This is a genomic window from Streptomyces sp. NPDC003720, from assembly GCF_042875075.1.
Taxonomy (GTDB): domain Bacteria; phylum Actinomycetota; class Actinomycetes; order Streptomycetales; family Streptomycetaceae; genus Streptomyces.
The window spans coordinates 103,900-123,211 of record NZ_JBIANZ010000008.1 but is presented as its reverse complement, the minus strand read 5'-3'; the positions used below and the strand labels follow the sequence as shown (position 1 = coordinate 123,211).

Sequence of the window (19,312 nt, the reverse complement as noted above, 5' to 3'; positions counted from 1 at the left end):
AAGGGGCCCGGCGATCTCGCGCTCGCCTAGAGTCGGTTCGTGCTGTTCGGAATGGTGTGCGCCCTCGGCGCGGCGGTCTGCTTCGGTACCGCGACGGTGTTGCAGGCGATGGCCGCGCGGCAGGCCGGCACGGGCGGGGGCGGCGAGGTCGCCCTGCTGCTGCGGGCCCTGCGGCAGTGGCGGTACCTGGCGGGTCTCGCGCTGGACGGTCTCGGTTTCCTGTTCCAGATCGCGGCGCTGCGCTCGATCCCCATCTACGCGGTGAGCGCGGCGCTCGCCGCCAGCCTGGCGGTGACGGCCGTGGTCGCGGCACGTCTGCTGCGGGTGCGGCTCAGCGGCACGGAGTGGGGCGCGGTGGGCGTGGTGTGCGCCGGGCTCGCGATGCTGGGGCTGGCGGCCGGACCGGAGGGCGAGGAGGGCGGTTCGCCCGCCCTGAGATGGGCGATGCTCGCGACGGCGGCCGGCATGGCGGTGCTCGCTCTGCTGGGTGGGCGGCTGTCGGGGCGGATGCGGGCCCTCGTGCTGGGTCTCGGGGCGGGTTTCGGGTTCGGGGTGGTGGAGGTGGCGGTCCGGCTGGTCGACTCGCTGCGTCCGGCTCATCTGCTCACGAACCCGGCGTCCTACGCCCTCCTGATCGGCGGCGGCGCCGCCTTCGTGCTGCTGACGTCGGCCCTGCAACGCGGCTCGGTGACCACCGCGACGGCCGGCATGGTGATCGGCGAGACGATCGGCCCGGCGGCGGTGGGCGTCGTCTGGCTCGGCGACCGCACCCGGGAGGGCCTGGGCTGGCTGGCGGCGCTCGGCTTCGCGGTCGCGGTGGCGGGCGCCCTGGCCCTGGCCCGCTTCGGCGAGGCACCGGCCACGGCGGCCGCGGAGGAGTGAGACGACCCAGCGCCGGCTTCGGACCGGAGGAACGCGGCCTGGGCCGGCTCTGGACCCGGAGACGTCCGCGGGGGGGGCGGGGCCGAAGGGGGCCGACTCCGATCCGGATCAGGACCGGAGGCAGCCGCCGGAGTCGGAGGAGGACCCGGGAAGTGCCCGCTCGTGGGTGACAGGCCCTGTCGTCACGGCAGGGCCCGGCACAGGGCTTCCAGGGCTGCCGGCCAGGCGCTGTCCGGTGGGGTCCCGTAGCCGACGACCAGGGCGTCGGCCGGTTCGGCGAGGGCCTGCGGGTGCCGGTGGTAGGACAGGCCGTGCAGGGCCAGGCCCTGCCAGGTCGCGGCCTGCACCACCGGCTGTTCGCTGCCGGGCGGCAGCCGCAGCACCGCGTGCAGGCCGGCCGCGATCCCGGTGACCCGGACGCCGGGCGCGCGCTCGGCGACGGCGGCGGTGAGGGCGTCACGGCGGCGCCGGTAGCGCAGCCGGGCGGAGCGGACGTGCCGGTCGTAGGCGCCGGAGGTGAGGAACTCGGCCAGGGTGAGCTGGTCCAGCACGCCCACGGTGTCGATCCGGCCCTTGGCCGCGGCCGCCTCCTCCACCAGCGAGGGCGGCAGGACCATCCAGCCCAGCCGCAGACCGGGGGCGAGGGACTTGCTGGCGGTGCCGAGGTGGACGACCCGGCCGGGGTCCAGGCCCTGGAGGGCGCCGACGGGCTGGCGGTCGTAGCGGAACTCGCCGTCGTAGTCGTCCTCCAGGACCAGGGAGCCGGTGCGCCGCGCCCACTCCACCACCGCCGTCCGCCGGTCCGGGTGCAGGGCCGTGCCCATGGGGAACTGGTGGGCGGGTGTGAGGAGGACGGCGCCCTCGCCGGTCAACGCGCCTGTGTCGGTGCCCAGTTCGTCGTACGGCAGGGCGGGCGTGGCGAGACCCGCGTCGTGCAGCAGACCCCAGTGGGCGTCGAGCCCGTAGGACTCCACCGCCACCGAGCGCACCCCGCGGGCCCGCAGCAGCGTGCCGAGGACGCGCAGGGCGTGCGAGAAACCGGCGGTGATCAGGATCGTCTCCGGGTCTGCGCGGACGCCCCGGACGCGGGAGAGGTAGCCGGCCAGGGCGGTGCGCAGTTCGGGGCGTCCGCGCGGGTCGCCGTAGCCGAGGGCGTCGGACGGGGCGGCGGCCAGGGCGCGGCGGGCCGCCTTGAGCCACTCGGTGCGCGGGAAGGCGGTGAGGTCGGGGCTGCCGGGCAGGAGGCTGTACGCCGGGCGGCCCGGTGGCCGGCGCCGGGGCGCGTCCGCGGCCGGCGGGATCACCGCCCGTGGGGCCACCCGGGTGCCGGAGCCCTGGCGGGCGGTGAGCCAGCCCTCGGCGACCAGGTCGGCGTAGGCCTCGGCGACCGTGTTGCGGGCGATGCCGAGGTCGCCGGCGAGGGAGCGGGAGGACGGCAGCCGGGTGCCGGGGGCGAGGCGGCCGGTGCGGACCGCGTCCCGCAGCGCGTCGGTCAGACCGCGGCGCAGCCCGCTGGTCCCGGCCGGCTCCAGATGGAGGTCGACGCCCAGATTGGCCCAGGAATTCGCCATGGGAATGGACCATACTCCTGGGCTGCCCGGCTCCTAGGGTCGAACCATGAGCAGCGCACAGGAAACCGTCGAGTACGCCACCGAACACACCCCGCGCCTGGAGTGGGCCCGGCACGCGCCCGAGGTCTACAAGGCGATGGTCCGCCTGGACACCGCCGCCAGGCAGGGCCTCGACCCCAAGCTGTACGAGCTGGTGAAGATCCGCGCCTCACAGCTCAACCACTGCGCCTTCTGCCTCGACATGCACACCAAGGACGCTCTGGCGGCGGGCGAGAGCGTGGAGCGGATCGTGCAGCTCAGCGCCTGGGAGGAGTCCCGGCACTTCTACACCGAGAAGGAGCTGGCGGCGATCGAGCTGACCGAGGCGGTCACCGTGCTGACCGACGGCTTCGTGCCGGACGAGGTGTACGAGCGGGCCGCCAAGCGGTTCGACGAGGCCGAGCTGGCGCGGCTGATCGCCGCGATCGCGGTGATCAACGCCTGGAACCGCTTCGGCGTGACCACCCGGATGGCGCCGGGCCACTACCAGCCGGGACAGCACGGGTGAGCCGCCCCGCCGAGGGGCCGCCGGCCGTGAGCGGGGCGGACCTGTTCCGCGCGCTGCACCGCCGGCGCCCCCAGGGGGACCCGCTGGTGCTGCCCGGCCCGTGGGACGCGGCGAGCGCCCGGACGTGCGTCGAGGCCGGCTTCCCGGCGCTGGCCACGCCCAGTGCCGGCATCGCCGCCTCCCTCGGCTACGAGGACGGCGAGACCCCCGCCGACGAGATGTTCGCGGCGGTGGCCCGGATCGCCCGGGCGGTGGACGTGCCGGTGTCGGCGGACGTCGAGGGCGGCTACGGGCTCGCGCCGGCCGAACTGGTGGAGCGGCTGCTGGAGGCGGGGGCCGTGGGCTGCAACCTCGAGGACTCGGGAGCGGGGGGTGTCCTCAAGGACCCGCACGAGCACGCCGACTACCTCGCCGGGGTCCGCTCGGCCGCCGCCGACCGGCTGTTCGTCAACGCCCGGGTCGACACCTTCGTCCACGGCGACGGCGACCCGGAGCAGGCCATCGCCCGTGCCGCGCTGTACGTGGCGGCGGGCGCGGACTGCGTGTACCCGATCCTCGCGCCGGCCGATGTGCTGCCCCTGCTGCGGTCCGGCATCCAGGGCCCGATCAACATGGCGGCCCGGCTGGACGGCGAGGGCCCCTCGCCCGCCGTGCTCGGCGGACTCGGGGCCACTCGCGTCACGTTCGGTCCGGGACTCCAGCGGCGGGCCGCGGCCGCGCTGGGCGAGATCGTCGCCGGACTGCGCTGAGCCGGGTCAGGACAGCCACTTCTTCCAGACGGACGGGTGGCTGTCCACCCACTTCTTCGCCGCGTCCTGCGGGCTCAGCTTCTGGTCGGCGATCATCAGGGAGACCTCGTTCTGGTCCTCGGTCGTCCACTTGAACTTCTTCAGGAAGGCCGCCGCCTCGCCCCCGGACTTCGCGAAGCCGGAGTTCAGGTACTTCTGCAGCGGGGTGTGCGGGTAGGCGCAGGTGATCTTCGCCGGGTCCGCGTCGCAGCCCTCCTTGTACGGCGGCAGCTTCACCTCGGTCATGGGGACCTTCTTGAACAGCCACTGCGGCGCGTACCAGTACGTGAGGAAGGGCTTCTTCTCCTTGGCGAACTGCTTCATCTGGGTGATCTGCGCCGCCTCGGAACCGGCGAAGACGACCTGGTAGTCCAGCTTCAGGTTCTTCACCAGCGCCTTGTCGTTGGTGACGTAGGACGGGGAGCCGTCCATGAGCTGGCCCTTGCCGCCGCTCTCCGCGGTGCGGAAGAGGGAGGCGTACTTGTTCAGGTTGTGCCAGTCGGTGATGTCCGGGTGCTGCTTGACCAGGTAGGCGGGGACGTACCAGCCGATGTGGCCGGTCACCCCGAGGCCGCCGCCGGGCGCGATCGTCTTCTTGTCCTCGACGTACCGCTTCTCCTGGTCCGGATGCCCCCAGTCCTCCAGGATGGCGTCGACCCGGCCCTGGCTGAGCGCGTCCCACGCGGGCACCTCGTCGACCTGGACGGTGTCGACGCGGTAGCCCAGCTTGTGCTCCAGCAGGTACTGGGCGACGGCCACGTTGGACTGGGCGCCCACCCAGGACTGCACGGACAGGGTGACGGTCTTCGAGCCCCGCGCGTTGGCGAACGGGCTGGCCTGCTTGGTCATGTCGGCGGCGCCGCAGCCGGTCAGCAGCGCGAGCGCGGACACGCCCGCGGCCACCGTGAGAGTCGTACGGAATCGCATGTCACGCTCCCTTCTTCGCGCGCCGTTCGGTGGGCTGGGTCACCCGGTCGAGCATCAGGCCCAGGCAGACGATGGCCGCGCCGGCCACCAGGCCGGTCGCCAGGTCGCCCTGGGCGAGTCCGAAGGCGACGTCGTAGCCGAGGGCGCCGCCCCCGACCAGGCCGCCGATGATGACGACGGCGAGGACCAGGACCACGCCCTGGTTGACGGCGAGCAGCAGCGAACGGCGGGCCAGCGGGAGCTGCACCTGCCAGAGCTGCTGGCGGCCGGTCGCGCCGAGCGAGCGCGCGGACTCCAGGGCGGCCGGGTCGACCTGGCGCAGGCCCTGGGCGGTGATCCGGACGACGGCCGGCAGCGCGTACACGACGGCCGCGGCGACGGCCGGGGCGCGGCCGACGCCGAACAGGGCGACGACCGGGATCAGGTACACGAGCTGCGGCATCGTCTGGAAGACGTCCAGCACGGGCCGCAGCGCGCGTTCGACGCGGTCGCTGCGGGCCACGGCGATGCCGGTGGCGAGGCCCAGGACGAGGGTGACGGCGACGGCGGCGAGCACCTGGGAGAGGGTGTCGAGGGACGGCTTCCACACCCCGAGCACGCCGATGGCGGCCATGGCGAGGACGGCGGTCAGGGCGGTGCGCCAGGTGCCGATCAGCCAGGCGAGGGCGGCGACGATCAGCAGCACCGCCCACCAGGGCAGCCACTGCAGTCCGTCGCGGACCGGGTCGAGCACCCAGGTGGTGAAGTGGCCCGCCCAGTCGGCGGTGCCGCCGACGACCGGGACGCCGGAGTACAGGTGGGCCGTCATCCAGTCGACGGCGCGGTTGACGGGCTCGGCGATCGGCAGGGTCCAGCCGCCGGGCCAGTCGAGGGCGCCGAGCAGGCGGGTGGCCAGGGCGACGGCCGCGGTGACGGCGAGGGCGTAGGGCCAGCCGATGGTGCGCGGGCGGTCGGCCGCCTGGACGCCGTCGCCGGCCGCGGCGGTGACGCGGTCCAGGACGACCGCCAGCAGGACGATCGGGATGCCCGCGGCGAGGGCCGCGCCCACGTCGACGGAGGCGAGGGCCTGGTAGACGCGGTCGCCGAGGCCGCCGGCGCCGATGACGGAGGCGATGACGGCCATGGACAGGGCCATCATGATCGTCTGGTTGAGGCCGAGCAGGAGTTCCTTGCGGGCCAGCGGGATGCGGGCCGTCAGCAGCCGCTGGCGCGCGGTGGCGCCGAGCGACTCCACGGCCTCCAGGACCTCGGGGTCCGCGCCGCGCAGACCGAGCGCGGTGAGCCGGGCCATCGGCGGGGCGGCGTAGACGACGGTGGCGAGCACGGCCGCGGGCACGCCGATGCCGAAGACCAGGACGACGGGGAGGAGGTAGGCGAACGCCGGGAGCACCTGCATGGTGTCCAGCACCGGGCGCAGCGCGCGGTCCAGCCGGTCGGAGAGGCCGGCGGCCAGGCCGAGCAGGGCGCCCACGGCCACGGAGACGAGGACGGCCACCACCATGAGGGCCAGGGTCTGCATGGTCGGCACCCACATGCCGAGCACGCCGCAGGCCAGCAGGGCGGCGGCGGTGCCCGCTGCCAGCCGGACACCGGCGACGCGCCAGGCGACCAGGGCTCCGAGGGCGGTGACGCCGGCCCAGCCCGCGGCGAGCAGGGCGAGGTAGACGGCGCGCACGGACAGGACGACCGCGTTGCTGATGTAGCCGAAGAAGTAGAGGAACAGCGGGTGGCTGTCGCGGTTGTCGATCACCCAGTCGCTGGCGGAGGCCAGGGGCTTGGAGAGGTCGACGGTGAGGGCGCCGGGCCAGGACGCGCTGCCCCAGCGGCTGTTGACGAGGGGCACGACGACCGCCGCGGCCACGGCGAGCACGAGGAGCTTCGCCGCGGCGCGGTGTCTCAGGACGCCGGGGAGGTGCGTACGGGGGGCTGTCGCGGTGACCGTTGCCATCAGACGCCCTCCGTGCCGGTGCTGAGGGCGGGCGGGGTCGCCTCCTCGCCCTGGGCGGGCACGGCGGCGCCGGCGCCGACCCCGGCGGCCGGCGTGGACCCGGTGCCGGCGACCACGCCCAGCAGTTGCTCGTGTCCGACCACCCCGACGCACTTGCCCTGGTTCATCACGCGGGCCGGGGCGCCGGCGCGGGCCACCGCCTCGATGGCCTCGGCGACGGTGGCCTCCGGGCGGACGGCGGGACCGCTGCCGGCCTCCTCGAGGGACGCGGGGCGCATGGCGCTGCGGCAGGTCACCACCTGTTCGCGCGGCACGTCCCGGACGAACTCGCGGACGTAGTCGTCGGCCGGGGCGGAGACGATCTCCTCGGGCGTGCCGAGCTGGACGACGCGGCCGTCGCGCATCAGGGCGATCCGGTCGCCGAGCTTCAGCGCCTCGGAGAGGTCGTGGGTGATGAAGACCATCGTGCGGCCCTCCTCGCTGTGCAGGCGGGCCACCTCCTCCTGCATGTCGCGCCGGATCAGCGGGTCGAGGGCGCTGAACGGCTCGTCGAAGAGGAGTACCTCGGGGTCGACGGCGAGCGCGCGGGCGAGTCCGACGCGCTGGCGCTGACCGCCGGAGAGCTGGGCGGGACGGCGCTTCTCCATGCCTTCGAGGCCGACCTTGGCGACCACCTCGGCGGCCCGCTCGCGCCGCTCGGACCGGCCGACGCCCTGGATCTCCAGGCCGTAGGCGACGTTGTCGAGGACCGTGCGGTGCGGGAGCAGGCCGAAGTGCTGGAAGACCATCGCGGCACGGTGGCGGCGCAGTTCGCGCAGCCGGGTGCGGTCCATGGCGCGCACGTCCTCGCCGTCGATGGCGATGGTTCCGGCGGTGGGCTCGATGAGCCGGGTCAGACAGCGCACGAGGGTGGACTTGCCGGAGCCGGACAGGCCCATCACCACGAAGACCTCGCCCTTGCGGACGTCGAAGGAGACGTCCCGGACGGCGGCCGTGCAGCCGGTGCGCGAGCGCAGCTCGGCGGGGCCGAGGGCGCTCAGCTCCGGGTCGCCCGGGACCCGGCCGGCCTTGGGGCCGAACACCTTCCACAGTCCGTCGACCGAGAAGACGGGGGCGTCCGTGGTGGGCGGCTTACGGGTGGGAACGGTGAGCGTCATCGCGCGTCACCTCCGATCAGATCGACGGCCTTCTCCCCGACCATGAGCACCCCGATCATCGGGTTGACCGCCGTCATGGTCGGGAAGACGGAGGCGTCGGCGATACGGATGCCGTCGAGGCCGCGCACGCGCAGCTCCGGGTCGACGACGGCGAGCGGGTCCTCGGCGGCGCCCATGCGGCAGGTACCGGCCGGGTGGTAGACGGTGTGCGCGACCTTGCGGGCGTACTCGCTCAGTTCGGCGTCGCCCTGGACCTCGGGGCCGGGGCAGACCTCGCGCTTGAGCCAGCCGGCCAGCGGCTCGGTCTTGGCGATCTCGCGGGCGATGCGGATGCCGTCGACCAGGGTCCGCGCGTCGTAGTCGTCCTCGTCGGTGAAGTAGCGGAAGTCGAGCGCGGGCTTCACGGACGGGTCGGCGCTGGTGAGGTAGAGGCGGCCGCGGCTCTTCGGCTTGGGGATGTTCGGGGTCATCGAGACGCCGAACTCCGGCCGCCGGTAGCCCAGTCGCTCCGGGTTGTCGGTGAACGGGATCTGGTAGAAGTGGAACATCAGGTCGGGGCCCTGGTGTCCGGGGTCGCGGCGCACGAACAGGCCCGCGTCGGAGTCCATCGCGGAGTTCTCCGGGATCGGCCCGTCGGTCTCCCAGACGATCACCGACTCCGGGTGGTCGAGCAGGTTCTCGCCCACGCCGGGCAGGTCGTGCGCGACGGGGATGCCGAGCGCCTCCAGGTCCTCGCGCGGGCCGATGCCGGAGTGCATCAGCAGGCGGGGAGAGTCGACGGCGCCCGCGCACAGCACGACCTCGTTGCGGGCCCGTATCAGCAGTTCCTCGCCGTCCTTGGTGCGCACGTGCACGCCCTCGGCGCGGGTGCCGTCAAGCTCCAGCCGGTACGCCCAGGTCTCCAGCAGGATGTGGAGGTTGGGCCGTTCGTCCATGACGGGGTGCAGGTACGCCACCGACGCGGAGGAGCGCTTGTTGTCCTCGGGGTGGTAGGCGAGGTCGAAGAAGCCGACGCCCTCGGTGAACGGCTTCTTGTTGAAGCCCTCGACGCGCGGGACGCCGAGCGCGCTCTGCGCGGCGTCGACGAAGTCGCGGGCGATGGCGTTTCGGTCCTTCTCGTCGACGGAGACGATGTTGTTCTTCAGGCGGGCGAAGTACGCCTCCATGGGCACGGCGCCCCAGCCCTTGGCGCCGGCCTCCTCCCACTCGTCCCAGTCGGACGGCAGCGGCTTGAAGGAGATGAGGGTGTTGTGGGACGAGCAGCCGCCCAGCACCCGGGCCCGGCTGTGCCGGATGTGCGAGTTGCCGCGGGGCTGTTCGGTGGTCGGGTAGTCGTAGTCGAGTTCACCGCCGAGCAGGCCCATCCAGCGGCGCAGCGTCAGCACGTCGTCGCGGCCGACGTCGCTGGGGCCGCCCTCGATGACGGCGACGGTCACGTCCGGGTTCTCCGTAAGCCGCGAGGCGATGACGGAACCGGCTGTTCCGCCGCCGATGACGACGTAGTCGAATTCGTGGGTGTGATCGGGCATCGGGTGGTTACTCCTGGGGGGTGGGAGGAAGTTCAGGGTGCGGAAAGCGGTTCGCCGGCGGGGCTGGTGGGGGCTCAGCCGGCGAACCAGCGCACCGGCTTCGGCGCCAGGTTCTGGTAGACGTGCTTGGTCTCGCGGTACTCGGCGAGGCCGGCGGGGCCGAGTTCACGCCCGGTGCCGCTCCTGCCGAAGCCGCCCCACTCCGCCTGCGGCAGGTAGGGGTGGAAGTCGTTGATCCAGACGGTGCCGTGGCGCAGCCGTCCCGCCACGCGCCGGGCGCGGCCCGCGTCGGCGGTCCAGACGGCGCCCGCGAGGCCGTACTCGGTGTCGTTGGCGAGGAACACCGCCTCGTCCTCGGTGCGGAAGGTCTCGACGGTGAGGACCGGGCCGAAGACCTCCTCGCGTACGACGCGCATCTCGCGGTGGCAGGCGTCGAGCACGGTCGGCTCGTAGAAGTAGCCGCTCTCCGGACGGGTCTCGGACGGCTCGGGGCGCTTGCCGCCGCAGCGGAGCACCGCGCCCTCCTCGAGCGCGGAGGCGACGTACGACTCGACCTTGGCGCGCTGCTGCGCGGAGACGAGCGGGCCGCACTCGACGCCGTCCTCGGTGCCCCGGCCGAGCCTGATCCGCTGGGCGCGGCGGGCGAGTTCGGTGACGAAGCGCTCCCGGACGGACTCCTCGACGATCAGCCGGCCGCCCGCCGAGCAGACCTGGCCGCTGTGGATGAAGGCGGCGTTGAGGGCCTGGTCGACGGCGGTGTCGAAGCCCTCCTCGGTGGCGCAGGCGTCGGCGAAGACCACGTTGGGGTTCTTGCCGCCGAGTTCGAGGGCGACCTTCTTGACGGTGGGGGCGGCGGCCTGGGCGACCTTGGTGCCGCTGACCAGGCCGCCGGTGAAGGAGACCAGGTCGACGTCGGGGTGCTCGGCGAGCCGGGCGCCCACGGTGTGGCCAGGGCCGGTGACCAGGTTGGCGACGCCGTCGGGCAGACCGGCCTCGCGGAGCAGGTCGATCAGCGCGATGGTCGTCATCGGGGTGATCTCGCTGGGCTTGACGACGAAGGTGTTGCCGGCCGCGAGCGCGGGGGCGATCTTCCAGCTCGCCTGGAGCAGCGGGTAGTTCCAGGGGGTGATCAGCGCGCAGACGCCGACCGGCTCGTGGACCACGACGCTGTGGACGTCGGGTGAGCCCGCGTCGACCACCCGGCCGGGGGCCTCGCCCGCGACCAGGTCGGCGAAGTAGCGGAAGGCGTCGGCGACGCAGTCGATGTCGACGCGGCCCTCCTCGACGGTCTTGCCCGCGTCCCGGCTCTCCAGCAGGCCGAGTTCCTCGCGGTCGCGCACGAGGAGGCCGGCGACGCGGCGCAGCAGCGCGGCGCGCTCGGCGACCGGCGTGCTCGGCCACGGCCCGTGGTCGAACGCCTGCCGGGCGGCGGCCACCGCCCGTTCCGCGTCCTTCTCGTCGCCCTCCGCGACCAGGGCGAACCGCCGGGCGTCCGCGGGGTCGAGGATCTCGCGCGTCGCGCCGGAGGCCGCCGTGGACCATTCCCCTCCCGCGTGAATGGTCGCCTGGTCCTGTCGTTCCGTTCTGTCCGCCATGATCGGTATTGCCTTCCGTTCCTGTTCGGTGCCCGTGTGTCACGCAGGCGGCGTGCTCAGGGACCGTCGCCGCCTGCCCACGACCCCGGGCATGCATGCCGAATCAGTGGCCCACAGTGCGCGGCGTCACTGAAAATTCGTGCGAAAACGGACAGAAACGGGTTATCTACGGCGCGGCGCTCAGTCCATCGGTGCGTCACAGCCCGTGTCGGGCGGGCAGAACCCGCTCAGGGCGGTGTCGAGCAGCCTCAGCTCGTCGGCGCCGCCGTTCTTGTCGGGGCCGTAGGCGGCGACGGCGTAGATCCGTCCGTCGACGGCCATGAAGCGCTCGTCGTAGACGTGCCAGCGGCCGACGTCCGGCTCGTTCCTGATGCTGTCGGCCACGTACTCCATGCGCGAGCCGACGAAGTCGCCCTCGTCGAGATTCAGCAGGGCGAGCTTCTTGAACCCCGGCGGCTTGGCGGTCTGGCCGGACAGGTACGTCGCGAACGACTCGTCCGGGGACGCCTCCGCCACCTGGTAGATCTGCAGCCGGTGCTCGCGGTCCGGACTGCGGTAGTTGACGATCCTGATGCCGTAGGAGGAGGGAAGCGAGGAGCGTGACCAGCCCTTGGGCCGTGCGATCCGGAAGCCCTCGGCGTCGTCGTAGGACTCCCAGTCCGCGGGCAGCGGGCTCGCCGAGGCGGAGGGCGTGGTCTCCTCCGGCGAGGGGGACGCGGAGCCGGACGGGTCGCCGGACGGCGCCGGTGAGTCCGTGACCGCGGAGGCGCTCGGCGAGCCGACCGCCGGTGCGGGCCGGTCGTGATCATCCGACCCGACCACGAGGGTGAGGACGAGGCTCGTGGCGACGCCGACCACGGCGGCGCCCACGACGACGGCCCAGACCGTCCTGCGGCTGGGCCCGCCGGTGCGCGCCTGCGCCGGCCCGGGCGGCACGGTCGGCACGGGCCATTCGGGCGAGGACCAGCCCGCACCGCCGCCACCCGTTTCGAGGCCGCCCGGTCCGCCCGGCGGGCCGGCGGAGGCGCCCGGCCAGGACCCGTGCGGGGCGCCGGACGGGTCCGGCCACGGCGCCGGCGGTGCGGCCGGCGCCTGCTCGGGCGCCGCGGGCGCGAACGGCGCCGACGGCATCGGAGGGACGGACTCCGGCGGGACGGGGTCCGTCGGGACGGACCCGCCCTCGGCGGCCGTCCGCGGTCCGGCCGGCGGCCACCCGGGCGCCCGGTCCGGCATGGCCGGCGGCGGCGGTGTCACCGGTGCGCCGGCCTGACCTCCCTCGCTGTCCTCCCAGCGCTGGGTCTCCTCGTTCCAGTACCGCGCTCCCCCGCTCATGGCGTCCGCCTCACAGCCCCACCAGGCCGGCCAGCGTGCCCGCCGAGGCGAGCAGGCCGACCAGCGCCTGGGAGTCGTCGAGCAGCCGGCGCAGGCGCTCGCGCCGGGAGGGGGCGGCCTGGCCGGTGCGGGTGATCTCGTCCTCCGTGTCCGCGAGGGCGGCGTCGAGTTCCGCCGTCCGGTCGTCGGCCCGCACCCGCGCCAGGTCGGCGCGCAGTTCCCGCACGGCGAGCAGCAGCTCCTCGGCCGCCGCGTCTCGCGGCGCGGCCGTGCCGTGGTGGCTCTCGGCGTGCGCGTGGTCGCCGATGGCGAAGGTGCTGTGCGAGACGTCGCCGATGCTGACCCCCGGCTCATTCGTCGCCATGTGCGTCGGCTCCCTTCCGCGGCTCGCCGCCGCCGTTGGTGGAGGAGGCGGAGGAGTTGTCGCCGACGGCGAAGGTGCTGCCCTCGACGCGGCCGATGTGCACGCCCCCGTTGCTGATGTTGTTGACCTGCTGGACGAACTCGCCGGTCTGGTAGCCGGCTTCGGCGAGCGCGGCGCGCACGCCGTTCGCCACCCGGTCCTGGATGCTCTTCAGGTAGCGGGAGGCGTCCATCTCCTGGAACTGCGAACCGGCGTCGGCCGAGCCCAGCTCCCGGACGGACAGTGCGGGACCGTCCGGCAGCGCGTTCGCGTACCCGCCGGTGAGCAGCCGCCAGCCGTACGCCACCGCCCTGCCGAGGACGATCAGGGACCGGGCCGGCGAGACCGGCACCCGGGCGACGGCCCAGACCGCCTTGCCCAGTGCGCTGTTGTGCCGGTACCGGTGGGCGGCGCGGTCGGCCTCCTTGAAGAGCGGGCGCACCGGCTGCAGCACGTGCGGCGCGATCTCCAGCATGAGCATGCGGCCCTGGGTGTGGACGCGCACGAAGACGGTGACGACCAGCTCCTCCTCCCAGCCGCCGACGCGGATGCGCAGGAAGTGCCGGCGCTTCTCGGCGCCCTCCTCGACCGCGTGCGCCCGGTGCTGCTCGAAGGCCTGCTGCTGGTACGGCGCGTCGTCGCGGCGCAGCAGACCCTCGGCGGGCAGGAACACGCACTCGTCGATCTCCAGCCAGCGCAGCCGGTCGCGCACCCCGGGCCCCGCGTACTCGGCGGGCAGCCGGAGCCGCTCCACCAGCGGCCGGATCTTCTCCAGCACCAGCCGGTTGCTGATCGGCTGCTGCCGCTTCTTCAGCGCGTCGGGCTTCAGCTCGACGGCCAGCACCCAGTCCTGCTGCGCCTGCCCGGCCCCGCAGAACGGGCGCGCCTCGTTGTACATGATCAGCGGCGCGTGCTGTTCCGTGCGGATGCGGTGCCTGAGCCACTGGAAGCGCCGGTTCTCGCCCTGTTCGGCGGGGTCGTCGGCGGCGTCGGGGAAGCGCTGCGGGGACAGCTCGCCGGCCAGGACGCGCGCGAACTGGCCCCGCTGACCCGCCAGGCACACCGCGACGAGCGCGAGGACCACCAGGGCGGCCCAGGCCTGCCAGGGCTTGAAGTGGGTCCCGGCGTCGCCGGAGCCGGGCAGGAAGACGTCGCTCAGGCCGGGCGAGTCGGAGGTCCCGTACGAGTCGTACGGGTCGTACGGGCTCCCGTAGGAACCGGACGACGGGCCGTCGTCCCCGCCGGCGAACGCGGCGATCACCGTGAACACCGCCATCACCGCGAGCAGGATGCGGCCCCACCAGCGGAAGAAGAAGGCCGGCACCGTCCGGTACAGCGGGGCCACCGGCGCGCGGCCCCGGATCCAGACACCGATCGCCAGGTACAGGCTGGGCAGCACGTAGAGGGCCAGCAGGCCCTGGGTCAGCACCGCTCCCAGCAGCCACAGGCCGAAGATCGCCCCGGCCCACTGGAGCTCCTGCCTGCGGGCGCGCAGGGCGTGCGCGAGGACGCGGGCGGCGTCGAGACCGAGCGAGGGCGCCACGAACCGCTGCTCGTTGAGGTGCAGTTCGTCGATCACCCGGTCCCGGTAACCGGGGTCCAGGTACGTGCCCGCGCACAGCAGCCGGGTGGCCTCGCTGGCGTGCGGTGGGGTGGACGGCGCTGCGGAAGGCGCCGTCGCAGGCGTCGGCTGCGGTTGCTGCGGCACGGATGCGGTGTTCACGCGATTCCCCCGAGGCGTGGTAAGTCACTCCGTGAAGAGATGAGTTGACGAGCCATCAGCATAGGGCAACGGTGTGACACCGGCCCGGGTTCGCGTACGCACGCGAGCGGCCCCGCTCCGGAGAACCGGAGCGGGGCCGCTCGGGTGCACGGCGTCGCCGCCGCGGTCGTGCTCAGATGAGGCCGAGACCGCGGACCGCCTCGCGCTCCTCCTCGAGCTCCTTGACGGAGGCGTCGATGCGGGCGCGGGAGAACTCGTTGATGTCCAGGCCCTGGACGATCTCGTACTTGCCGTCCTTGGTGGTGACCGGGAAGGAGGAGATCAGGCCCTCCGGGACGCCGTAGGAGCCGTCCGACGGGATGCCCATGGAGGTCCAGTCGCCCTCGGCGGTGCCGTTGACCCACGTGTGCACGTGGTCGATGGCGGCGTTGGCGGCGGAGGCGGCGGACGAGGCGCCACGGGCCTCGATGATCGCGGCGCCGCGCTTGGCGACGGTCGGGATGAAGTCCTCGGCCAGCCACTTCTCGTCGTTCACGACCTCGGCGGCGTTCTTGCCGGCGACCGTGGCGTGGAAGATGTCCGGGTACTGGGTGGCGGAGTGGTTGCCCCAGATCGTCAGGCGCTTGATGTCGGCGACCGTCGAGCCCGTCTTCTTCGCGAGCTGGGTCAGCGCGCGGTTGTGGTCGAGGCGGGTCATCGCGGTGAAGCGCTCGGCCGGTACGTCCGGCGCGGCGGCCTGGGCGATCAGCGCGTTGGTGTTGGCCGGGTTGCCGACGACCAGGACCTTGATGTCGTCCGCGGCGTGGTCGTTGATGGCCTTGCCCTGCGGCTTGAAGATGCCGCCGTTGGCCTCCAGCAGGTCGCCGCGCTCCATGCCCTTGGTGCGGGGGCGGGCGCCGACGAGCAGGGCCACGTTCGCGCCGTCGAAGGCGACGTTCGGGTCGTCGCTGATCTCGATGCCCTGAAGGAGCGGGAAGGCGCAGTCGTCCAGCTCCATGGCCGTGCCCTCGGCGGCCTTCAGCGCGGGCGTGATCTCCAGGAGGCGCAGCTTGACCGGCACGTCCGCGCCGAGCAGCTGGCCGGAGGCGATGCGGAAGAGCAGGGCGTAACCGATCTGGCCGGCCGCGCCGGTGACGGTGACGTTCACGGGAGTGCGGGTCATGGCGTTCTCCGTATGACAGCTGGCGGTGGGGCGGCACGGCCCCGGATGATCGATCTCTTGGCGTCAAGAGAATCCAGCGATCAGGCTATCGCGCATCCGCCATGCGAGACGTCCGGGGCCCTGTGGCCCAGCCCACAAGTCGTGCTGCCGGGTCGCAGGGGCGGTCACGGGGGCACGGAGGAGGCGGCCGCCCGTCCGGGGGAAGGGGACGGGGACGGCCGCCGGGGGGACCGGACTGCCGGACTCCCGTGGGGGTACGGATCGCGTTCCCGGCATGCCGGGGCCCATGCGTCCCGCCCCCGAAATCCACCCGAACGGGTCCTTCCGCTTGCGCCTCGCCCGCCGGTCCGTCCCGTTGCCGCCCCGCCCGCCGGTCCGCCCCGTCGCCGGCCTCCCGCCGGTCCGTCCCGTTGCCGGCCCGCCCGCCGGTCCGCCCCGTCGCAGCCCTGCCCGCCGGTCCGTCCCGTCGCCGGCCTCCCGCCGGTCCGCCCCTCCCGTCGCCCCGGTCCGCCAGTGCTGCCGGTGCGCCGTCCCGCGGCCGCTACTTCGTGCAGCCCGTCTGCCCGGAGGCGAGGGTCGCGCAGGCCTCGGCCTCGGCCGCGTCCTTCACGGCGACCATCGGCGTGTAGGCGATGGTGTCCCCGGCGGTGGTGATGTCGCCCTTCTGGCGCGCCTTGCCGGCCGAGACCTGGACCTGGTCGCCCTGGACGCCGCCGGTTATCCGCCCCCAGGCGGCGCCGCAGGTCCGGCTGTAGCGGACCTCCAGGGTGGTGGCGCCGACGGTGGCCGTCTTCGCGGTGGTCACCAGGCTGCCGCTGCAGCCCATCGCCTCCGCGTCCTTGCCGGTGCAGGCGGAGCCGGCGCACTTCACCCCGGCGGGCAGGCTGGGGCCGGTGCTGGCGGCCGGGGAGGGCCGCTTCGTCGCGCCCTCGGCCTTGCCGCCGCCCCGGTGCGTGTACAGGAAGACGGCCACGACGACGAGGAGGAGGGCGCCGGCGCCCGCGAGGAACACCGTCAGCCGCCGTCTGCCGCCCGCTCTCGTGGCGGGACGGCCGTCGGCGGGGCCCGGCGGCCGCTGCCCGCCGTACGGGGGCGGCGCGACCGGCGGGTGGCCCGCACCGTCCGGCAGGGTCACCGGACGCGTAGCCGGGCGCGTACCCGGGCGCGTACCCGGGCGGCCGCTCGCCCGTGACGGGCCCTCATAGCCCGCCAGACCCCAGGAGTTGACCTCGGGGGCCGTGCCACGGGCCGCCCGCTCGCGGTCCTCGGCGTCGGACGCCGTCGGCTGGGCCGGAACCCGCGGCGGAGCGCCGGCGGGATCGGTTGCGGCACCCGGGGCCGCGCCGGCCCCGGCGCCCCGGTGGGCCGTCCGCGTGCCGCCCGACGCCCGGGCCTCCGCCTCGGCCCCGCCGAACTCCCCCAGTGCGGCGCGGGCCTGGGAGATACGAATCTGCTCCATGGTCCGGTCGTGCCGCATCTCCGCACGGCTCCAGGCCCGCTCGGCCAGCTCCCACATGGTGGTGAGGTGGACCGGGTTGGTTCCGGTGACCTCGGCGAGGGCCACGATCGCGCCCTTGGGAGCGAGCAGCCGGCCGCCCAGGTAGCGCTCCCAGGACGTCTTGCTGTAGCCGGTCCGGTCCGCCAGCGCCGCGATGCTCAGACCGCTGCGGTCCACGAGCGCCCGCAACTGGCTCGTGAACTCCTTGATCTGCGGATCCAGCTCGTCCGGCAAGGCTTTCCATCGAGGCATCGTGCTTCCCCCTCTTCCCCCCGGTTGGTGCTGTTGGTTCCCCGCGCCGTTCCCGCGCGTGGCCCTCGCGCCGTCCGGTCCGTTCCCGGCGCGACATCGTTCTGGCCTACCCACAGGGATGCGCCGACCAAGGATCCCAGTTCCCGGAGCGGGGGCGCACGGGAGCACCGGGTTCACCGGCCGCGCACCCGCCTCCACGGAGCCTTCGTAACGTAGCGCCGATTCACCGGGTCAGCGACACGGCTCGCACACATGTGGCAGTGCGCCGACACCGTAGCGGAACGGTCACTTCCGTGCCACAGCGCGCGGACAGCCGTTGAACTGGCCCTTCACGTCAGGGAAGGCTTACGTCCCGACGGCGGTCCGTCCTTGCTCGGGGGAGGGGACGGGCCGCCGTCGCACGGCGCCGGCCGCCGGGCGGCCCGTCAGGGGCCGCGCCGGTGGCGCTACTTGGTCAGCGTGAAGTGCAGTACGTCCTTCAGGAACGGAATGCTCAGCCAGGGGTTGGGCTGGACCGTCATCGCCAGCAGCACGATCGCGAGGCCCAGGACGCCGTAGGTGACGATGTCCGTGAACCGCGAGCGGACCGCGAGCATGCCGACGCCCGGCAGCGCCCAGCGCAGGGCCGCGCCGCCCAGCAGGGCGACGCCGATCAGCAGGGTGCCGTAGCGGAACACGTCGAGCGCGGTCAGCAGCAGGCCGAGCGCGACGGCGGACAGCACGACGAGCACCGGCCACTGCCGGGCGGGCGCCGGGGCGTCACCGGGGGCGGCCCGGCCGCCACCCTCGGGGCGCGCGGTGTCCCGCGTGAACAGCGGGAAGCGGCGCGTCACGCGCCGCGGGCGCCCCTGGGCGTCGGGGGCGCTGATCGCGTCGCGGACCGTCGGCTGCCCGGTCACCGTACGGTCGTCCTCAGCCGGCACTGCGCTCCGCCGCCTCGACCACGTTGACCAGCAGCTGCGCCCGGGTCATCGGACCCACACCGCCGGGGTTCGGGGAGATCCAGGCGGCCACGCCGGTCACGTCCGGGTGCACGTCGCCGACGATCCTGCCCTCCGCGTTGCGGGAGACGCCGACGTCCAGCACGGCCGCGCCCGGCTTGACGTCCTCGGCGCGGATCAGGTGCGGGAAGCCGGCCGCCGCGATGATGATGTCGGCCCGCCTGAGGTGGGCGGACAGGTCGCGGGTGCCGGTGTGGCACTGGGTCACGGTGGCGTTCTCGCTGCGGCGAGTGAGCAGCAGCGGCATCGGGCGGCCGATGGTCACGCCGCGGCCGACGACCACGACCTCGGCGCCCTTGATCTCGACGCCGTGGGCCCGCAGCAGGGTGATGATGCCGTTGGGGGTGCAGGGCAGCGGAGCCGGCTCGTTCAGCACCAGACGGCCGAGGTTCATCGGGTGCAGGCCGTCGGCGTCCTTGGCCGGGTCCATCAGCTCCAGGACGCGGTTCTCGTCGATGCCCTTGGGCAGCGGGAGCTGCACGATGTAACCGGTGCAGGCCGGGTCCTCGTTCAGCTCCCGGACGACCGCCTCGATTTCCTCCTGGGTGGCCGTGGCGGGCAGCTCGCGCTGGATGGAGGCGATGCCGACCTGGGCGCAGTCGCGGTGCTTGCCGGCGACGTACTTCTGGCTGCCGGGGTCCTCCCCGACCAGGATCGTGCCGAGGCCGGGCGTGACGCCCCGCTCCTTCAGCGCCGCCACGCGGGCGGTCAGATCGGACTTGATCGCGGCTGCGGTGGCCTTGCCATCGAGAATCTGGGCGGTCATGCACCCATCCTCGCGGATGACCGGCTCCCGGTTCCAATCCGGGTCCCCCGCCGTCCGGCACCTGGGACGGCCCCGGCGGCGGCCGCGGATGTCCGGACATGATCGACGATGTTGCACTTGCACAACGCATCGCGAATCCGGCTGGACAAGAACTCGCCTCCGCGACGACGATGAACGGCGCAGTATCGCGGTCCGGTTGGGGGGCAAACCGCTCAGATCCTGACGTACCTC

At 73.8% G+C, this 19,312-nt stretch carries 16 protein-coding genes; 3 read left to right on the top strand and 13 right to left on the bottom strand.

Annotation, left to right across the window (positions count from 1 at the left end):
- Positions 1 to 51: 51 nt before the first annotated feature.
- Complete coding sequence (locus ACFYU0_RS22715) at positions 52 to 882, top strand: DMT family transporter (protein ID WP_389304113.1); 831 nt, start codon at positions 52 to 54, stop codon at positions 880 to 882.
- Between the two features lie 182 nt (positions 883 to 1,064).
- Here the strand turns inward: ACFYU0_RS22715 and ACFYU0_RS22710 are convergent, their stop codons facing one another.
- Positions 1,065 to 2,453, bottom strand: coding sequence for a PLP-dependent aminotransferase family protein (locus tag ACFYU0_RS22710; protein ID WP_389303783.1), 1,389 nt, complete (start codon positions 2,451 to 2,453; stop codon positions 1,065 to 1,067).
- A gap of 46 nt (positions 2,454 to 2,499) precedes the next feature.
- Here ACFYU0_RS22710 and ACFYU0_RS22705 point away from each other — a divergent pair, with 46 nt between their 5' ends.
- Positions 2,500 to 3,000 (top strand): carboxymuconolactone decarboxylase family protein, encoded by a 501-nt coding sequence (locus ACFYU0_RS22705; RefSeq protein ID WP_389303781.1) that lies wholly within the window; start codon positions 2,500 to 2,502, stop codon positions 2,998 to 3,000.
- Positions 3,001 to 3,026: 26 nt separating this feature from the next.
- Positions 3,027 to 3,749 carry an isocitrate lyase/phosphoenolpyruvate mutase family protein gene (locus ACFYU0_RS22700; protein WP_389303779.1) on the top strand — a complete coding sequence of 241 codons (723 nt, stop codon included), beginning with the start codon at positions 3,027 to 3,029 and terminating at the stop codon, positions 3,747 to 3,749.
- Positions 3,750 to 3,755: 6 nt separating this feature from the next.
- On the opposite strand, the gene ACFYU0_RS22695 is transcribed toward ACFYU0_RS22700, so the two are convergent.
- The 12 genes from ACFYU0_RS22695 to ACFYU0_RS22640 all read right to left on the bottom strand — a co-directional run bounded on the left by ACFYU0_RS22695 (position 3,756) and on the right by ACFYU0_RS22640 (position 19,081).
- A complete protein-coding gene (locus ACFYU0_RS22695; protein WP_351670239.1) occupies positions 3,756 to 4,715 on the bottom strand; it encodes an ABC transporter substrate-binding protein in 960 nt (319 codons plus the stop codon).
- 1 nt (position 4,716) lies between these two features.
- Positions 4,717 to 6,663 (bottom strand): ABC transporter permease, encoded by a 1,947-nt coding sequence (locus tag ACFYU0_RS22690; protein ID WP_389303776.1) that lies wholly within the window; start codon positions 6,661 to 6,663, stop codon positions 4,717 to 4,719.
- Positions 6,663 to 7,820 carry a glycine betaine/L-proline ABC transporter ATP-binding protein gene (locus tag ACFYU0_RS22685; protein ID WP_351670245.1) on the bottom strand — a complete coding sequence of 386 codons (1,158 nt, stop codon included), beginning with the start codon at positions 7,818 to 7,820 and terminating at the stop codon, positions 6,663 to 6,665. Before ACFYU0_RS22685 ends, ACFYU0_RS22690 begins: the two co-directional genes overlap by 1 nt.
- Positions 7,817 to 9,349: a GMC oxidoreductase gene (locus tag ACFYU0_RS22680; protein ID WP_351670248.1), complete on the bottom strand. Its 1,533-nt coding sequence runs from the start codon at positions 9,347 to 9,349 to the stop codon at positions 7,817 to 7,819. The genes ACFYU0_RS22685 and ACFYU0_RS22680 overlap by 4 nt, the downstream gene beginning before the upstream one ends.
- A 74-nt stretch (positions 9,350 to 9,423) precedes the next feature.
- Positions 9,424 to 10,944, bottom strand: coding sequence for an aldehyde dehydrogenase family protein (locus ACFYU0_RS22675; protein ID WP_351670251.1), 1,521 nt, complete (start codon positions 10,942 to 10,944; stop codon positions 9,424 to 9,426).
- A 180-nt stretch (positions 10,945 to 11,124) separates the two neighbouring features.
- Positions 11,125 to 12,276 carry a hypothetical protein gene (locus ACFYU0_RS22670; RefSeq protein ID WP_389303773.1) on the bottom strand — a complete coding sequence of 384 codons (1,152 nt, stop codon included), beginning with the start codon at positions 12,274 to 12,276 and terminating at the stop codon, positions 11,125 to 11,127.
- A gap of 10 nt (positions 12,277 to 12,286) precedes the next feature.
- On the bottom strand, positions 12,287 to 12,640 hold the full coding sequence (locus ACFYU0_RS22665) for a hypothetical protein (protein ID WP_351670257.1): 354 nt from the start codon (positions 12,638 to 12,640) through the stop codon (positions 12,287 to 12,289).
- On the bottom strand, positions 12,627 to 14,402 hold the full coding sequence (locus ACFYU0_RS22660; RefSeq protein ID WP_389303772.1) for a hypothetical protein: 1,776 nt from the start codon (positions 14,400 to 14,402) through the stop codon (positions 12,627 to 12,629). The genes ACFYU0_RS22665 and ACFYU0_RS22660 overlap by 14 nt, the downstream gene beginning before the upstream one ends.
- A 172-nt stretch (positions 14,403 to 14,574) precedes the next feature.
- Positions 14,575 to 15,564, bottom strand: a complete 990-nt coding sequence (locus ACFYU0_RS22655) for a malate dehydrogenase (protein WP_351670263.1) — start codon at positions 15,562 to 15,564, stop codon at positions 14,575 to 14,577.
- Positions 15,565 to 16,105: 541 nt separating this feature from the next.
- A complete protein-coding gene (locus tag ACFYU0_RS22650) occupies positions 16,106 to 17,314 on the bottom strand; it encodes a DUF2690 domain-containing protein (protein ID WP_389303770.1) in 1,209 nt (402 codons plus the stop codon).
- A gap of 446 nt (positions 17,315 to 17,760) precedes the next feature.
- Positions 17,761 to 18,237, bottom strand: coding sequence for a DUF3017 domain-containing protein (locus tag ACFYU0_RS22645; RefSeq protein WP_351670268.1), 477 nt, complete (start codon positions 18,235 to 18,237; stop codon positions 17,761 to 17,763).
- Positions 18,227 to 19,081, bottom strand: coding sequence for a bifunctional methylenetetrahydrofolate dehydrogenase/methenyltetrahydrofolate cyclohydrolase (locus ACFYU0_RS22640; RefSeq protein WP_351670270.1), 855 nt, complete (start codon positions 19,079 to 19,081; stop codon positions 18,227 to 18,229). The genes ACFYU0_RS22645 and ACFYU0_RS22640 overlap by 11 nt, the downstream gene beginning before the upstream one ends.
- Positions 19,082 to 19,312 lie beyond the last annotated feature (231 nt).

What these genes read in the sequence shown, in the direction of transcription:
- ACFYU0_RS22715 (WP_389304113.1), top strand. Translation starts at nt 52, where the DNA reads ATGGTGTGCGCCCTCGGCGCGGCGGTCTGCTTCGGTACCGCGACGGTG.
- ACFYU0_RS22710 (WP_389303783.1), bottom strand. Translation starts at nt 2,453, where the DNA reads ATGGCGAATTCCTGGGCCAATCTGGGCGTCGACCTCCATCTGGAGCCG.
- ACFYU0_RS22705 (WP_389303781.1), top strand. Translation starts at nt 2,500, where the DNA reads ATGAGCAGCGCACAGGAAACCGTCGAGTACGCCACCGAACACACCCCG.
- ACFYU0_RS22695 (WP_351670239.1), bottom strand. Translation starts at nt 4,715, where the DNA reads ATGCGATTCCGTACGACTCTCACGGTGGCCGCGGGCGTGTCCGCGCTC.
- ACFYU0_RS22690 (WP_389303776.1), bottom strand. Translation starts at nt 6,663, where the DNA reads ATGGCAACGGTCACCGCGACAGCCCCCCGTACGCACCTCCCCGGCGTC.
- ACFYU0_RS22685 (WP_351670245.1), bottom strand. Translation starts at nt 7,820, where the DNA reads ATGACGCTCACCGTTCCCACCCGTAAGCCGCCCACCACGGACGCCCCC.
- ACFYU0_RS22680 (WP_351670248.1), bottom strand. Translation starts at nt 9,349, where the DNA reads ATGCCCGATCACACCCACGAATTCGACTACGTCGTCATCGGCGGCGGA.
- ACFYU0_RS22675 (WP_351670251.1), bottom strand. Translation starts at nt 10,944, where the DNA reads ATGGCGGACAGAACGGAACGACAGGACCAGGCGACCATTCACGCGGGA.
- ACFYU0_RS22670 (WP_389303773.1), bottom strand. Translation starts at nt 12,276, where the DNA reads ATGAGCGGGGGAGCGCGGTACTGGAACGAGGAGACCCAGCGCTGGGAG.
- ACFYU0_RS22665 (WP_351670257.1), bottom strand. Translation starts at nt 12,640, where the DNA reads ATGGCGACGAATGAGCCGGGGGTCAGCATCGGCGACGTCTCGCACAGC.
- ACFYU0_RS22655 (WP_351670263.1), bottom strand. Translation starts at nt 15,564, where the DNA reads ATGACCCGCACTCCCGTGAACGTCACCGTCACCGGCGCGGCCGGCCAG.
- ACFYU0_RS22650 (WP_389303770.1), bottom strand. Translation starts at nt 17,314, where the DNA reads ATGCCTCGATGGAAAGCCTTGCCGGACGAGCTGGATCCGCAGATCAAG.
- ACFYU0_RS22640 (WP_351670270.1), bottom strand. Translation starts at nt 19,081, where the DNA reads ATGACCGCCCAGATTCTCGATGGCAAGGCCACCGCAGCCGCGATCAAG.